Below are 16,756 nucleotides of genomic sequence, written 5' to 3'. Positions count from 1 at the left end.
TCCTAATCATTAATACCATTTAATATCTCATTGAGAATGTATATCTTTTTATCAAACTTAGTCTTTATTTAATTAGATCTAACAACTTATCACCTTTCACTTCTTCTGGTTTCCATTCGATAACCGCAAAGTTTCCTTTAGAAATTTCACTTATTTTATTTATCCAGGATATCTCACTGTTTGCTTTTACTTTGAGGATATCATTAGTAGTATTAGCTGCAAACAGGCTTGAATTTATAATCCACCACTTACTACTAATTCCTGCTCTCTTTAAATCCTTCTCTAATCTCACAGCTTCATATACAGGTGTAGCTTCAGCTAAAGTTACAATGATGACTTCTGTTTCATCGGCATTTCTAAGCTTTGGTAAAAGTTTTTTAACTGACTTTGGTATGTCACCTTGTGATCTTTTTATCTCTCTATTATAGTTTTGGGTAGAATCCAGTAATAGTAATGTATGACCTGTTGGTGCAGTATCAATAACTACTATTTCTTCTTCAGATTTTTCAACTATTTCTGCAAAAGCTCTAAATACAGCTATTTCCTGAGTGCATGGAGACCTTAAATCCTCTTCTACATAAGCTATATCTTCTTCACCCATAGTTTCTCTAGCTTTACTCAAAACTTCTTTTTTATACTTTTCTAGTTCCTTCTTTTCATCAACATGACTTAAAGTGATACCAAAGCTGGCGTCTAAAACAAATTTTAGATGTGCTGCTGGATCTGTAGTAGTTAAATGTACCTTTTTACCTTTTCTAGCAATTCCTAAAGCAATAGCTGCTGCCACAGTAGTTTTACCAACACCGCCTTTTCCCATTGCGAAAATTACTTTTTTATCCCTATTGTATAAATCATCAATAACATCCTTTAATTTAGATATCTTTTTATCATTTAAAGTTTCATTACTATATTCAATATTATCTTCCTTTAAAAAAGCTCTTACATTTTCAAGTCCTGTTACATTATAAGGTCTTAGTGGAATCGCATAGGTCTCTAGTTTTTTTAGGTATTCTGATATATACTTTAAAGCACTTTGCTGCTTTTCATAAATTGCATTTGAAAGATCATCATCATGATTTTTTAAGACTCCATTTATAATCAATATCTGATTATTTATTCCTATATCCTGTAATTCCTTAGATGCTCTTTCTGCTTCCTTTAAAGGTGTATTTTGAGGCCTCGATACAAGTATAAGGGTAGTTTTTTTTCCATCTGCTAAAGTTTTTACAGCATTTTTATATACTTCCTTTTTGCTTTCAAGTCCTGCTAATTGTCCAAGACAAGATGCTCCATGGGTGTTTTCACTTATAAAATTACTCCAGGCTGACGGCAACTGCAGCATTCGCAGTGTATGCCCTGTGGGGGCAGTATCAAATATAATATGATCAAATTGTTTTTGTATTTTTTCATCAGTTATAAAATTAGAAAATTCATTAAAAGCTGCAATTTCTACAGTACAGGAACCTGATAGCTGCTCTTCCATATTTTTTATTACTGTATCTGGAAGCTTTCCTCTATAGGGTGAAATAACACTTTCTCTATATTCTTTAGCAGCATCTTCTGGATTAAAATTTGCTACAACTAAATTTGGTACTTCCTTAATAACAGTTCCTTTGTTATTTAGCTCTGTGTTAAATACATCCTGCAGATTTGAAGCTGGATCTGTGCTTACAAGCATGATTTTTTTACCTTGATCTGCTAAGCTAACTGCAACTGCACATGCTGCTGACGTCTTTCCTACGCCGCCTTTTCCTGTAAAAAATATATATTTGGTTAAATGTATATCATTCAAGTCAAAAGCCCTTATCACGGGTTAATCCCTTCCTTCTTTCTAGCAGCAGCCTTTATGGTTACAGCCACAACTTTTAGTAGGTTTTTTTATTGTTACATTAGATATTTCTTCCTTAGATAATCCTGACCATTCTGCAAATTCTTCATTTGTTGGGTATTCCTTAATTTTTTTAACTTCCCCATCAGCAAGGGTTATTGGAAGTATATCAGCACCCTTTGAGTTTAAATATTCATTGATTTTCTTGTTGTCTATAAATGCCTGTGGCTCACTTGAAAGATTATGTCTTGTTACATTAGCGCCTTTTTTAACCATGTTATTTATAACTGTTGCAACTCTTAAAAGTTCTTTATTTATACTTGGTCCGCAAACACCTGTTGAACAGCACATAGCTGGATCAAAAATCTCTATTTTACTCATTTATATCGCTCCCTATAATTTAATTTCATTATTATTTGCAGCAATTAGGTTTATTTTTTCCTTTACAAATACAATCATCTGTATCAGTGATGATATTCATTAAAAATAACATTAATCTGTTTGCATTATTGTTATTCAAACGGTAATGACTCCATAAACCTTCTTTTCTAGATTCTACAAGTCCGCATTCCATCAGTACTTTCATATGGTGGGATAAAGTAGGCTGTGTAAAATCAAAACCTTCAAGTATTTCACAAGCACACTTTTCACCGCAGGATAATATATCAAGAATTTTTAATCTGCTGGAATCTGATAAAGCTTTAAATATCTTTGCATTATCTTCATATTTTTTGTCCATTGTATCACCTCATATATAGATAATCATCTATATATAATATAAACTACAATCTATATACAGTCAATAAAATATAGCATTATCAATTATAATTAATATCTATATATAAATGATAATCTATACACATATTTTATGTATTTAATTGTAAGGTGTTCCTATCAATTTTATTTATTGTATTATATTAAAATAAACTTATAACATTTGCTTATACAAAAGTGCCCTTTTATTAATATAAATAATAACTATTGCAAGAGAAATTTATTGAATTTAATATATGGCTAAGGGGAATTATATCAAACTGCTTAAAATTACATTATAGCTTTAATATTGTAAAAATATTATAGGAGGAGATTACATTGAATAAAATCATTGACTTACATAAAATAAAAACTACAGCAGAAAACTATTACCGTAATAGGGATTTTTATTGTTCTGAATCAATAGTAAAAACAATTAAGGATGAATTTAACCTGCCAGTATCCGATGACATTATAAAAATGGCTTCGGGTTTTCCAGTAGGTATAGGTGGATCTGGATGTACTTGTGGTGCAGTAACCGGAGGCATTATGGCAATAGGCTTATTTTTCGGAAGATGTGAACCCAAAGATGAAAGGGTTAATAAAGCTATGGCTTTATCTAAAGAACTGCATGATATTTTTAAAGATAAACATAAATGCTTATGCTGCAGAGTTTTAACAAAAGATATGACCCTTGGTTCTGAAGAACATATGAAACAATGCATTTACTTTACAGGAGAGGTTGCAGAAGAATCAGCAAAAATAATAGCCAGAGAATTAAACCTAAAGGTAAAATAATTAATCTATTTAACATAAAACTCCCAATACCAATCTTGGGAGTTTTAACAATTTATATATGAATTTTCTTACAGCATAGTTTCCAATATATTAATCGCATCTTCAATATACTTAGGACACTTTTCTTTAAATAACCCTTTTTCTCTTGCGATCATTCTATTTTCTTTATGCGCAAAATCAACTCCGATCAGCTCTCTACATATTATGGAACCATTAATTTCTTTAAATTTCTCACAAAAAGCTCTTGTAACATCATACGTTTTTTCTTTTGCCGCCTTATCATCTGCTTTAATATTTCCATATTTAAGGCCTAAAGCCATTACGGCACCAGTTACAGCACCGCAGGTCTCACCAAAGCACATTCCTCCTCCAAAACATGAGGAAATCTTTAAGGCTAACTCTTTGTTAATTCCTAATTCCTCACTGAAAGCTTCTAGGACACATTGAGAGCAGTGAAATCCTTCTTTAAAATTAGCAGCAGCATTTTGTAATTTATTCACATTATAACCTCCTTATTATTTATCTGATGGCTACCTACTGTAACACTCCCACTTCTATCAAAGTGGGAGATAACAGTAGCTACGCCCCTAGATAATTCATCTAAACTTAGTGGGAGAACCAAACTCCCACTAAGTAAGATTCATTGATAATAGTTCCGACAAAACAGCTAATCTATTCCTACAGTATCACTTCTTCGTTCCATTAAAACTACGTCATACCATTTCTTATTGCACATCTTTCCCAGTTTCTCTCTTACACCTATTTCTCTAAAACCGCATTTTTTATGCAGTGCTATGCTTGGTAAATTTTCTTTTATAATTCCAGATTGTAAAGTCCAAAGTCCATTTTTTTCAGATAATTTAATTAGATTATCTAAAAGGGAGGTTCCTATAGCTTTTCCCCTATATTCTTCTCCTATATATATACTGACTTCTGCAACACCTGCGTAAACACATCTGCTTGAAGTTGGACTTAGAGCTGCCCACCCCAACACTGCATTTCCTAATCTAGCTACTAATCTACAAGATTTAAGGTGGCTGCTGTCCCAATCCTCCCATGCAGGTACCTGTGTCTGAAATGTAGCCTTTTTTGTATTAATACCTTCTAAATATATTTTCGATACTTCTTCCCAATCTTCTTTCTTCATACCTTCAATTGTATAATCCATCCTTCTCTGCTCCCACTTATTTATAATATATTTTTTAAAGTTTGTATGCTTTTACATGTGCCCCTGCAAAAGCACCGTCAACAAGTTCTGCATCTATTTTGCTATATACATCACCTAAATTTTTCTGTTTTGCAATATCTTCTATAACCTCTTTGGTGTATATATTTACCGGTGTTATTTCAATGTTCTTAAAGCCGACTCTTTCTAATATTTCTTTGTATTTTCTAATTGGCAATGCACCTGCAATACAGCCAACCCACATTTCCACACTTTGCTTCATTTCTACTGGTATATCCTTAAGCACTACAACATCTGCTATTGCTAACCTACCACCATTTTTAAGAACTCTATATGCCTCTTTTAATGCTGCTTCTTTACTTTCACACAAGTTTATTACACAATTTGATGTAATGACATCTATGGTTTCATTTTTAAGGGGAATATCTTCTATATATCCCTTTATAAATTCTACATTCCTAACTCCCATTTTTTCTTTATTCTTATTTGCTAACTCAAGCATTTCATCAGTCATATCAAGTCCGTAGACTTTGCCACTGTCTCCAACATATTTAGATGAAATAAATACATCTATTCCTCCACCACTTCCTAAATCCAAAACAACTTCACCCTTTTGAGGATTTGCAAGTACAACAGGATTAGCACATCCAAGAGATGCATTGACAGCTTCTTCTGGCAGTCCTTTTATAAATTCTTTTGTATATAAATTTGAATTACCTGCAGCATCACCGCAGCAAGATGTACCGCAACCGCAGCTAGTTTCAGGTTTAGCACTTACTTTTTTAGCTATACCTCCATAATATGCCTTAACTTGACCCTTAATATTTTTCTTCATAATTAATCCTCCTAACAACATTTATTTTTATTTACAGCTTCAGTTAGCAATTTCAAACTTTCAAGTACCTGTTCTCTTTTATTGTCTGGAATAGATTGAAATATGTTTTTGTAATATTCTTTCATTCTGAATTCAATATTTTTGAATGTATCCATTCCCCCATCAGTAAGTTTTATAGTTACATATCGTCTGTCTTCTGGATGCATCTCTCTAATTACCAATCCACTTTTTACAAGATTATTTATTGTTCTGCTCATTGTACTTTTGTCTAAATTCAGTCTCTTAGCAAGTTCATTTAAGGAAATTTCTTCTGATCTTCCAATTTCTACAATAGCATGACATTGAGAAATTGTTACGCCACAGCAGCTTGTATCTGATTTTTCTAATATACCTAAATCTCTTACCAATATTCTTATTAATTCACGCAAATAGCTACTTCCTTGGTTTTCCATTTGATCACCTCAAATTAATTGTAACATAAAACTGTTGCAATATACAACTGATTATCCAAATTTGTGTTTCTATTTTTAAATTTAAACGGTATTGCATCTGCATTCTTTTCTCATACTTCTAACCAAATATAACTTTGATTAAAAGTATGGGAAACTTATATAACCTCTTCTATTAAACTTTTGCCAATATACCTCTTATGCTTTTATTTTTTATATTCATATGCATATCTCCTGAATCCATAAAATAAACAAAAACACTATTCCTTTAACACAACTCCAAGTAGGCTAATAAGTGAAACAGCCTGAGTATATGAGATTATTGCACCACGAATATCTTCCACACCTGCAGCGATACCATCAATTCTACAGCTTGTAAAATCAATTTCCTTTAGTTTAGTATTGCAAAATTGACCCTGGGTAATGTCAGTATCTTTAAGCTCCAATTTAGAAAATTTACTCTCGTAAAAATCAACATATGGAAGCTGACAGTTACTGAAGATTGCCTGTTTGAAATCTGTAAATCTAAAACATGTATATTGTCCACTACACTGATCAAACATAACATTTCTAAAAACCGCTTCCGTAAAATTACTTCCTGTAAGCTTACAATTTATAAACTCTACTCTATATATTGAAGCTTCACTCAAATTAACATTCGATAAATCACAGTTTTCAAATCTTACATCTAAAAATTCTGCCTGTTCAAATGATATATTTATAAACTTTACATTTCTGAATATTACCTCATTAAAGGATACTCTTCTTGTCTTAAAGTTTTCCACCAAGCATTCATTCACCAATACAGATGAAATCGAATCATAATCAGATATTCCTCTTTGTACTAAATCAAATTCAGGTAGATTGTCTTGAATCTTTGGCTTCAGTACTTTAGTAACATTCCTATTTTGAACCATTTTGTTTTTATCTCTCCCCTATAACTTATTCTAGAAATAATTTTTTCATATCAGTAATTATAGATTATGTGGATCTTTATATTAATTATAAAGCATATTTTCACACATTACATTATAATATGATGTGTAATAATTTTGCTATAGAGATGGCATATCAAGCTTGTATATAAATGAATTATAAGTAGTCATTGGATATGTAAAAACTGACAAAATGGATATAGTCTAATTTATAACACCATGATCTGAAATATTTAATTTTACATTAACATTAAACTTAACACTGGGATACACGTTTTTCCAGTTAACATTCTCAAAGTAAGAATTATATTTGGCACGAATAATGTCACCTATTCCCAAAGGATCACTATCAACTTTTTGTGTATAGGTTAAAACTTGCTCACAACTTTTTTTTATCTCCGCTTCTAATGTTTTTTCAATATTTTTCTGCACTTCCACATCTGGAATGGCATTCCAATGCATTTCATTCAGCGAACCATCAAAGTTTAAAGTAATATCTGCTATTGGTATATTGTTATCCAAATAAACATTAACTTTTCTTTTAACTTTTCTAATACCAATGGCACATCCCCTTTTTCCATTATTATATCCTGGATTTTGAAAATATTTACTCACATATAAAGTCTTTTTTGCTTTTCCCATCATTGATAACAATAGTAAAGTTTGATTTGTATCTATTTTGCCAACCATTTTATCTTCAGAAAAAAGTGCTGACCCAGTTACTTCAATGCCCTTTCCCTTATCATACTGCAATTTTACTATGGGAGTAATTGGATCTATGCCTGGTGAAAAAAATGTTGTAGTGAATCTATGTATTTGAGTATCAGGCACATAAGATTCCTCTATATTATCCTCAATTAATTGATGTATATAAAATGCTGGACGGGGCTTATCTCCAAAACTTTGGGCTTTTTCCATTAAATTTTTAGGACTTCCCTCCACAACTACAACGTATGCTATTATAGAGGTAGTTGGATCTCTTTCAAAAATTTCCAATAAATTATTTATGCCCTTGGCAGCTATGGAATCTGATATTAAAACTTGCTGTACTTTTCCCGCTTCCAACATCTTAGACGAAATTTTTCTTGCATCTTCTCTAAATTGTCTTAATAAATTCTCCTGACTACCATATATAACTTCAACCTGCTCTTTTGACTTTGGCTCTACAACTGGATCTGTATAAGTAATCAGGAGGTTATTATTAGAGGGCTCTATCCCAACCTGTAATATAAAACCTGTTCTCTCATAAATTGTTTGATCCCAACAGCCTTCTAAAAATATGGTAAATATCAAAATTATAGGAATTAGTCTTTTTTTCAACATTGCTCCCTCCCTTTTAAACATGAAATAAAAAAGGAAATTATTATAAATACTATATTCACTATTCCCCATATAGCCATATAATTGATACAGCTACAAACCATCTGTACATTCCTGAGTTTTGTTCCAACTATGAACATAATTATAAAAATTACTACAATTAATAGTTTTTCTTTTTTTATTCTAAATATTTTTGAAACACAATAGTAAGATGTAAAAAAATAATTTCTTACAGAAGATGCCATCATAGGGAACCAAAGCAATATAAAAACCATATCAAATCTTTCTATAACCGGTACTTTTACTGCCTCTTCAATATTATAGATTGGGAATACAAGCATTTTTAACTTCATTTCACCAAATATAAGTACTGAAACTACAACAATAATTAGATAAAATAGTGTAGTATATACGACACCTTGTATAATATGCATTGTTATATGTTCTTTGTTAACTACATTTGGATAAAAAACTGAAGCCAGCTCAAATCCTAAAAAGGAATAAATTGTATAAGGAAGACTTTTTATTATTAAGTTAAAATCTGACTTAGCAATAGGCATTATATAAGTAATTCTAATATCTTTAACAATTATTGCAAATGTAAAAATTATTACTATATGAGATAAATACAGTAGTGTAGTAAATCTACATATTACCTTTAATCCTTTAGCAGTAAGATAGATTGTAGGTAAAGCAATCAAAAATGATATAACAACTTTTGGAGTTTTCCTTAAGATTAAAACACTTACTATTCCAGTAAATAGCCTTATATTGAGAGCTGCAAAAGCAAATATATAACAAATAAATATAAAATTTAGAACTATCCCCAATTTTTTGCCATATAATTTTATATTTATCTCCAAAATCGAATTATTTTTATATCTTTTTAAAAATGCTAATTCAAAGAGTACAGATAACAACACTAAAACTCCTGTTAAAATAACAGCTATCCAACCATCATGACCAACTTTTTTTGCAAGAACAGAGGGCAATGTCATAATGCCTAAACCAATTTGAGATGATAAAGCAAATGTTTTTAATTGTTTAGAAGTGATCTGATGCCTTTTATCCTCCAACTATTTACCACCCCTTTTCTTTTTGAGTGGCCTTGATATATGCGGTATTATCTTCATAAAATCTAGAGGTGCTCTAATTATAGTGTCCTTAATATTCTTTTTTTTGAAAGGAACTATAGGCATTAAATAGGGCTGACCCAGAGATTCCAATGATAATAGGTGTGCTATTACTAAAACTGTAGATATTAATACTCCTATGATTCCAAAAAAAGATGCTAAAATTAAAAACATAAATCTTATCAATCTTAATGCTGACCCAAAATCATAAACTGGACTTACATAAGATGCTATAGAAGTAACTGCAACTATTATAATAAATAAGCTGCTGACTATTCCGGCATTAACAGCTGCCTGCCCAATTATAATACCACCTGTTACAGCTATGGTAGTAGAAATATAGGTAGGCAGCCTGATAGATGCTTCTCTAATTATTTCTATTGTAAATTCCATTATAAGCGCTTCAACAATAGGTGGAAAAGCTACTTGAGTTCTGGATATTGCCAAAGGTTCAAGCAAATTTATAGGTACTAAATAATATTGAAAGGACGTTATAGATATGTAAATGGAGGGTAAAATTACAGCAATAATCATTGAAAGCAGCCTTATCAATCTAAAAAAAGATCCAATCATCCACTTAGTACTATAATCATCTAATGCTTGAAAAAAGCTCCAAAAAGAAACTGGAACTATTAAAGCAAAGGGAGTGCCATCCATTAATATTGCAAATCTTCCTTCCAATAATGCAGCTATTACCTTATCTGGTCTCTCTGTAGGTAAATATTGTGGAAATGGCGAATTTGGTGAATCTGTAATATATTGTTCAATATACCCAATAGCCAATAGTCCATCCGTATCAATTTTGCTAATCTTAGTAAGCAATGTGTTTAGTAGTTCCGGATTTGCAATACCTTGAATATATCCGACAGTTACTCTCTGCTTTGTTCTACTTCCTACCTGAACAGTTTTAAACTTCAAATCATTGTCCTTGATTTCCCTTCTTATTAAGGTAATATTTGTGTCAAGATTTTCAATAAAACCCACATGTGGACCTCGCACATTCTTCTCACTCTCAGGTTCACTTATACTTCTCTTTTCAACTTTCTTTAAATCACATATGATTGCATAGTTTAACTTATCCATCAAAAAAACTGTCTTTCCATTTAGCACTGATGTAACAAGAATATTAATATCATAACCTAGAGAAGTATTAAACAAAGGCAAATAATCCAAAATTTCTTTATCAGATACATTATCAATATCTATAGACAAAAGAGGCTTTATAAAATCTCTTTGAATCAAATCAAAATTTATGAATCCCTTGATATAAAAAAAGCATCCTTTTATTCCACCTTTTAGAATTAACTTTTTACTTAATATATCTGGACAATCCTTGAACTTTTCACCTAGTTCATTTATATTGATATCTATATCTTTGGATAAAACTTTATTCAAATTCATCTTTTAAGTACCTCTTAGTAAATATAATAAATTCTACAAGCTTATATCTATTATTTTTTATCAGTGCTATAATAAATATTTTTCAAAATAGAATTAGATTTCTCACTTAACCTCCTATATTATTTTAGTATAGCTATTTTAATTCAAAATATGTAAAATAAACTTGCTTAAGTCTACTACTTCACATACTCACTGCTTTAGCAATTATAGTAAAGATGAAACTTAAAACAAGTTTAACAGGATTCATATTTTATTACTTCATCAGGATATTTTCATATATCTGTATTATTAGAAATCTTACTATTAATGTTTTCTTCTCTCTATTTTTTAATTTCTACAAAAGTATCATAATAAGCTGCCTGCTTACCCATATCAGCAATTTGATTTTCCGTTAGAAAATTTGGATTTGAACTTTTTTCCCACCAGCCTACATTCATATGGACAAGGTTATCTGGTACTTTATCTGTTATATTTATCTTTACGCGTATTTCTCCCCTTGGAGATCCTAATTTAACAATATCACCATTATGTATATCCTGTTTCTTTGCTGTATTTCTACTTATATTAGCTGCGGCCATGGTATCTACATCTTTAAAACTTTGAGACATAAGTGATTTTTTAGGATGGGTAGTCAAAAGTCTTAATTTATCACTTTTTTCGTCATTAACATACACTGGTATAGGGCTCAATCCATCTTTCTCAGCATCTTCGGAATATATCTCTATTTTTTTTGATGGTGTTTTAAATTTTAGATCACTCCAGGCAATAGAATTTTCCTGTATGGTTACATATCCATTTTTTATCTTTTCAAGAGTTATTCCCTTCTTTTCTAAAGGTTTTATTACTTCGGTTAAGTATTCCCTTTTAGATACATAAGGGTACTCTCTCATCCTCATATTTTTTGCAAGTTCCATAAAAAAGTAGTATTCATCCATTAATTCATTCCTTGGTTCCACACACTTTTCATTATATATTATGTAGGGATTACTCATAGAAGAATATAACAGGTCTTCGCTTTCCAGAGTATTAGTACATGGAATAATCAAATCACAGTGCTTAGCCGTATCGGTCATAAACATATCTATACATACCTTGAACTCTATATTTTCAAAAGCCTTTATAAAATTATTTAAATCAGGCCATTGGTTTAGTGGATTAGCCTTACTTACAAATATAGCCTTAATATCCTTGGAGCATTTAAGTAATTTATGAAAATCCCAGTTTCTATCCTTTAATGCATATTTATGACTGCCATAGGGGTCCAAATTTAATACTTTAGGATACACTTTATTGGAATAATTTACTCCACCGCCTTTTTTCCCTATACTTCCCGTTATAGCAGCAAGGGCATCTATGCTCCTTACAGAATTCCCCCCATTCTTATACCTTTGAAGCCCATATCCCATGCATATAGTACTGTACTTTTCTTCAGCATAAATATGAGAAATTTCTTTTATAGTGTCTATGTTAACACCGCATTCTCTAGACAAATACTCCATACTAAGAGTATCTAAATAAGCTTTATATTCCTTAAATCCTACTACATTTTTCTTTATAAATTCTGTATCCTGCAGATTTTCTCCTATTATTACCTTTGCCATAGCTAAAGCCATAGCAGCATCTGATGCTGGATTTATCTTTATATGAATATCACAAAAACTTGTACTGTCAGTAGAAATAGGATCTATAACTATTATTTTTGCTCCATTTTGCCTTGCTCTCTTCAAAAATGGCAGCAATTGAATGTGCGAATTTGCTGGATTTTTACTCCACAGTATTATATTTTTTGCATTCAAAATGTCTTCTATAGAATTGGATTTATTATCTCCAAAATCATATTTTTGTGCCTTATTACCTGCACTCCAGCATATTTCATTTTCTATTTTAGTTATGCCGCCATAAAAATTAAAAAATATATCTTCTATGCCTTTTAATACAGTTCCTGTTCCAGATGAACCATAATGAATTACAGAATTTGAAGAATATTTTTCTTTGTAATATCTCAATTTATCTGAAATTATATTTATGGCTTCTTCAAAAGTTATATTTACCCATTTGCCATTTTGTTTTTTCATAGGTAAATACAATCTATCCCTGGCATTTAACCTCTTCAAATGATTTTTTGCTTTTTCACATACTATACCCTTTGTATAAGGATGGTTTTTATCTCCCTCTATTTTAACTACTTTGTTATCTTCCACATATACATTTAATTTGCAGCATCCAAAGCAGTCCAGAGGACATCCATGACTTTTCATACTCTATACGCCTCACTTAAAACATCTAATTTCATATACTTTACACCAATTATTTTAAAATTTTCTCCATTATATCTTTTTAATTCATTAAGTACAAGCCTAGATTATTTTTTCATTCCAGTATAAACTAAAACTGCATCTCTTAAAAACTCTGCTGTCCCTGGCTGTTTTTTGTCATAATACGCTTTAAATCTTTCATCCTCTACATACATTTTAGCAATACCTGCGTGAGCTTCTTTATTGTAATTTCCCCAATAAAAACTTATCCACTTTGCATGGAGAGAAGCAGCCCTTTGAGCCAGTTCACCTGCAGGATTACCTGTTTTATAGGCTTTACTCAGTGTTTCAAGTATTTCATTTTCAAGTCCAGTTACCTCTTCATATTCCTCAGGTGTCATATTTTTAAGATTGCTATTTGCTTTATCTACAATTTCATCTCCGTATTTTTTTCTAATTTCTTCTCCATATTTTCTTTCATTGCCATCAATAAGTTTTTTCTTGAATCCTTCAAATTTTTCTCTATCACTCATTACAATTCTCCCTTCCATAGATTTAATTGTATTTTCAACATTAGAAATCAATAAATCCAGTTCAATTCTTTTTTCAAGAAGCTTTTTGCGATGTTCTCTCAGTGCTTTAACCCTGTCAAAATCAGGAGAGGTTATAATCTCTCTGATATTTTCAAGCTTTATGCCAAATTCCCTATAAAAGAGTATTAGCTGAAGTCTATCGACCTCATTTTGACCATAAATGCGATATCCTGATGAATTGATTTTTGCCGGCTTTAAAATTCCAATTTCATCGTAATATCTAAGAGTCCGCGCACTGACACCCGCCATATGGGCTAATTTCTGCACTGTATATTCCACTGCTATCACCTCCTGACGATTTAACTATAAACTTATACGCTGCGTCAATGTCAATAAAAAATCTCTGTAAAATACAGAGATTTTTTATTATTCAAATCTGAGTGCATCAATTGGCTTGAGTTTTGAAGCCTTATATGCCGGGAATATACCAAATACAACTCCAACTATAAGGGAGAAAGAAAATGCTACTGCAATTATAGGCAGAGAGAAGGTAACTGACATTCCAAGAGTTGATACAAGCCATCCTATTCCAAGTCCAAATAATACCCCTATTACTCCTCCAAGAGAACTTAGTACAAGTGCCTCAATAAGAAATTGAATCAGTATGTCCTTTCTAGAACCACCCAGTGCCTTTCTTATGCCTATCTCCTTTGTACGCTCCGATACAGATACAAGCATAACATTCATTACTCCTATGCCCCCTACAATTAAAGATATTGCAGCTATTCCTCCAAGCAGATAAGTCAGAGTATTTGTTATCGAACTCATTGTGTCAAGAAGCTGTTTTTGACTCATAACCGTATGGTTTTTATCCGTTGACTTGAAGAAATTCGTAAGATAATTGTCAACTTCATTTGTTACATAATCAACATTATTGTCATTAGAAGCTTTTATATACATGGTACTTACATTTCTATTTCCTGCAAGAGATATAGCAGTAGTTATTGGTATAATCACCATATCATCTGTATTACTTCCCATAGAATTTCCCTGAGATTTTAGCTCACCTACTACCGTATAAGTACTTCCCTTTATAGTTATATTCTTTCCAACAGGATCTGTAAGTCCGTACAGCTGTTGTGCTATATCTGACCCTAAAACAGCTACTTTACTTCTATAATCCACATCAAGGTCGGCTATAAATCTTCCTTCTGCAACGTTCATGCTCCTTATTTGAGAAAAGTTGCTGGTAGTTCCGGTTACTGCGGTATTTTGCGAATTTTCTCCTACTTTAACCGAAGTACTGGAAGATATAATAGGAGCCATTTCATCTACACCATTAAGCTTCTTTATATTATCCATATCATCAAGAGTCAACTGCTTAGTTCCACTGCTGAATGTATTAGCTACAATAAGATTAGTTCCAAGTGATTCAACTTGAGAAGTTATATTCTTTGTAGATCCACTTCCCATACCAACAAGTACTATTACAGATGATATTCCTATAATTATACCTATCATAGTAAGGATAGATCTCAATTTATTGCTTCTTATATTTTTTATAGCAAGCTTTACCGTTTGAAAAAAGTTCATCTAATCTCTCCTCCTATGCATATAATTTACCATCTCTTATAGTTATGATTCTCTCAGCTTGTTTAGCCACATTAGGATCATGAGTTATAAGTATTATAGTTTGTCCCTTTTTATGGAGTTCTTTGATAAATTCCATAAGCTCAGCACTTGTTTTACTATCCAGTGCACCTGTTGGTTCATCAGCTAAGATAATCTTTGGACTTCCTACTAAAGCTCTTGCGATAGCTACTCTCTGCTGCTGTCCTCCAGATAACTGATTTGGTTTATGATGTTCTCTTCCTTTAAGCCCCACCTTCTCTAGATAGTCTAATGCTAACTTTCTACATTCCTTTTGGTTTATTCCTCTATATAAAAGGGGAACTTCTACATTTTCTACTGCATTTAACTTAGGCAATAAATTAAAATTTTGAAATATAAAACCTATCTGCTTGTTTCTAATTAGGCTTAACTCATTTTCGCTTGCATTTTCTACATTTACATTATCAAATATATAGCTTCCGGAATCAGGTATATCCAAGCATCCTAGTATATTCATAAGAGTTGATTTTCCTGATCCTGAAGGTCCTATAATAGATATAAATTCATTTTCATCTATACTTAAATTTATATCATCCAATGCCTTTACTACTGTATCTCCCATGGTATAGTATTTACATACATTTTTAATGTCTATCATAAGGTTCTCCTTTCTTTAATTCTCACAGCTTTGCTGTTGCTACAAACTTAGTTACTGCTTCTACTGCTGCTTCCTTGAGAACCAGATTGTCTATTTCCTCCGCCAGAACCTCTCATCATCTGGAAGCTTCCCATTCCTTTCGTTGAAGAGCTTGTAGTAGAACTTTTAACTTGTGGGAGTTGAACCTCTTCTCCTGCTACCAATCCATTAGTTACTTCAACTGACTTTCCATCACTTATACCAAGTTCTACTTTCTTCATAGATGTTTTATTACCATCATACACAAGTACATATTTTCCACCATTAATGTCTCTAACTGCTTCTACCGGTATTGCAAGTACATTATTTTTAGAATCTGTAGTTATCGATACTTCTGTAGACATTCCAACTTTAATATTTTGAACATCATCAAAATATACTGATACATCAAAATTTGATACTCCATTTGAGTATTGTCCCTGCTGACTTATACTTGTAACTGTTCCTGTAAATTTGGTATCAGGAAAAGCATTTAATTTTATGTCAGCCTTTTGTCCTACCTTTAACTTCGTTACATCCGTTTCATCCACAGATATAGTTGTAAGAAGATTTGTATTATTAAACATAGTTACAAGTGGAGTACCTTCATTTACATTATCTCCTACATTAACATTTACAGCACTTATAACTCCACTCATATCTGCCACTATAGGCGCACTTCCATTAGTAAATGTCACAAGTTCATCTCCTGTACTGACTATTTGATTATTATTTACAAGTACAGATGCAACCGTGTCTTTACCTGCTGCTTTGAATACTTCACTTTGAGATGCTTGAACACTTCCCGAACCGGATACAGACTGTGTAATGTCCTTTACAGTTACCTTTCCCCTAGCAAACTGAGAATTCACATTTTGAGCTGACTTCTTAGCTGATACATTTTTATATACCAAGAAGCCTCCAACTGCAACTACCGCCACTAGTACTATGCCAACAATCATTTTTTTCATATTTATCTATTCCTTTCAATAAATTTAATGTATCCTTTATGAAAATGATTATGACATTTTAATCTTAACTTT

The 16,756-nt window shown here is 31.7% G+C and carries 17 protein-coding genes; 1 reads left to right on the top strand and 16 read right to left on the bottom strand.

All coding sequences use genetic code 11. The features are described from left to right. Positions 1-64: 64 nt before the first annotated feature. The 3 genes from arsA to CLAU_RS17925 are packed head-to-tail and all read right to left on the bottom strand — an operon-like array spanning position 65 to position 2,567. Positions 65-1,810 carry an arsenical pump-driving ATPase gene (arsA, locus tag CLAU_RS17935; RefSeq protein WP_023163307.1) on the bottom strand — a complete coding sequence of 582 codons (1,746 nt, stop codon included), beginning with the start codon at positions 1,808-1,810 and terminating at the stop codon, positions 65-67. A gap of 21 nt (positions 1,811-1,831) precedes the next feature. Then, positions 1,832-2,209: an arsenite efflux transporter metallochaperone ArsD gene (arsD, locus tag CLAU_RS17930; RefSeq protein WP_023163306.1), complete on the bottom strand. Its 378-nt coding sequence runs from the start codon at positions 2,207-2,209 to the stop codon at positions 1,832-1,834. Positions 2,210-2,240: 31 nt separating this feature from the next. Continuing rightward, complete coding sequence (locus CLAU_RS17925; protein ID WP_023163305.1) at positions 2,241-2,567, bottom strand: ArsR/SmtB family transcription factor; 327 nt, start codon at positions 2,565-2,567, stop codon at positions 2,241-2,243. A gap of 353 nt (positions 2,568-2,920) precedes the next feature. On the opposite strand from CLAU_RS17925, the gene CLAU_RS17920 reads away from it, so the two are divergent. Next, complete coding sequence (locus CLAU_RS17920) at positions 2,921-3,379, top strand: C-GCAxxG-C-C family protein (RefSeq protein ID WP_023163304.1); 459 nt, start codon at positions 2,921-2,923, stop codon at positions 3,377-3,379. 68 nt (positions 3,380-3,447) lie between these two features. On the opposite strand, the gene CLAU_RS17915 is transcribed toward CLAU_RS17920, so the two are convergent. The 13 genes from CLAU_RS17915 to CLAU_RS17855 all read right to left on the bottom strand — a co-directional run bounded on the left by CLAU_RS17915 (position 3,448) and on the right by CLAU_RS17855 (position 16,684). Next, positions 3,448-3,879: a C-GCAxxG-C-C family protein gene (locus tag CLAU_RS17915; protein WP_023163303.1), complete on the bottom strand. Its 432-nt coding sequence runs from the start codon at positions 3,877-3,879 to the stop codon at positions 3,448-3,450. A 167-nt stretch (positions 3,880-4,046) separates the two neighbouring features. After that, entirely contained in the window at positions 4,047-4,547 is a 501-nt protein-coding gene (locus CLAU_RS17910) for a GNAT family N-acetyltransferase (protein ID WP_023163302.1), read from the bottom strand. Positions 4,548-4,581: 34 nt separating this feature from the next. Next, complete coding sequence (arsM, locus tag CLAU_RS17905) at positions 4,582-5,400, bottom strand: arsenite methyltransferase (protein ID WP_023163301.1); 819 nt, start codon at positions 5,398-5,400, stop codon at positions 4,582-4,584. An 11-nt stretch (positions 5,401-5,411) separates the two neighbouring features. Continuing rightward, complete coding sequence (locus CLAU_RS17900) at positions 5,412-5,852, bottom strand: MarR family winged helix-turn-helix transcriptional regulator (RefSeq protein WP_023163300.1); 441 nt, start codon at positions 5,850-5,852, stop codon at positions 5,412-5,414. A gap of 257 nt (positions 5,853-6,109) precedes the next feature. Continuing rightward, entirely contained in the window at positions 6,110-6,766 is a 657-nt protein-coding gene (locus tag CLAU_RS17895; protein ID WP_023163299.1) for a pentapeptide repeat-containing protein, read from the bottom strand. Positions 6,767-6,988: 222 nt separating this feature from the next. Beyond that, complete coding sequence (locus tag CLAU_RS17890; protein ID WP_023163298.1) at positions 6,989-8,107, bottom strand: Ger(x)C family spore germination protein; 1,119 nt, start codon at positions 8,105-8,107, stop codon at positions 6,989-6,991. Further along, positions 8,101-9,180 (bottom strand): GerAB/ArcD/ProY family transporter, encoded by a 1,080-nt coding sequence (locus CLAU_RS17885; RefSeq protein WP_023163297.1) that lies wholly within the window; start codon positions 9,178-9,180, stop codon positions 8,101-8,103. The genes CLAU_RS17890 and CLAU_RS17885 overlap by 7 nt, the downstream gene beginning before the upstream one ends. Next, positions 9,181-10,638, bottom strand: coding sequence for a spore germination protein (locus CLAU_RS17880; protein WP_023163296.1), 1,458 nt, complete (start codon positions 10,636-10,638; stop codon positions 9,181-9,183). It lies immediately after the preceding gene. Positions 10,639-10,958: 320 nt separating this feature from the next. Further along, positions 10,959-12,896: a molybdopterin-dependent oxidoreductase gene (locus CLAU_RS17875; RefSeq protein ID WP_023163295.1), complete on the bottom strand. Its 1,938-nt coding sequence runs from the start codon at positions 12,894-12,896 to the stop codon at positions 10,959-10,961. Positions 12,897-13,000: 104 nt separating this feature from the next. After that, positions 13,001-13,765 carry a MerR family transcriptional regulator gene (locus tag CLAU_RS17870; protein WP_023163294.1) on the bottom strand — a complete coding sequence of 255 codons (765 nt, stop codon included), beginning with the start codon at positions 13,763-13,765 and terminating at the stop codon, positions 13,001-13,003. 87 nt (positions 13,766-13,852) lie between these two features. Continuing rightward, the gene (locus CLAU_RS17865; protein WP_013238211.1) at positions 13,853-15,019 is read right to left on the bottom strand and encodes an ABC transporter permease; all 1,167 of its coding nucleotides are present in this window, start codon (positions 15,017-15,019) and stop codon (positions 13,853-13,855) included. A gap of 13 nt (positions 15,020-15,032) precedes the next feature. Further along, positions 15,033-15,695: an ABC transporter ATP-binding protein gene (locus CLAU_RS17860; protein WP_013238210.1), complete on the bottom strand. Its 663-nt coding sequence runs from the start codon at positions 15,693-15,695 to the stop codon at positions 15,033-15,035. Between the two features lie 47 nt (positions 15,696-15,742). After that, the gene (locus CLAU_RS17855; RefSeq protein ID WP_013238209.1) at positions 15,743-16,684 is read right to left on the bottom strand and encodes an efflux RND transporter periplasmic adaptor subunit; all 942 of its coding nucleotides are present in this window, start codon (positions 16,682-16,684) and stop codon (positions 15,743-15,745) included. Positions 16,685-16,756: the final 72 nt, after the last annotated feature.

Source organism: Clostridium autoethanogenum DSM 10061 (genome assembly GCF_001484725.1).
GTDB lineage: Bacteria > Bacillota > Clostridia > Clostridiales > Clostridiaceae > Clostridium_B > Clostridium_B ljungdahlii.
This window is presented reverse-complemented; position numbering and strand designations above follow the sequence as displayed.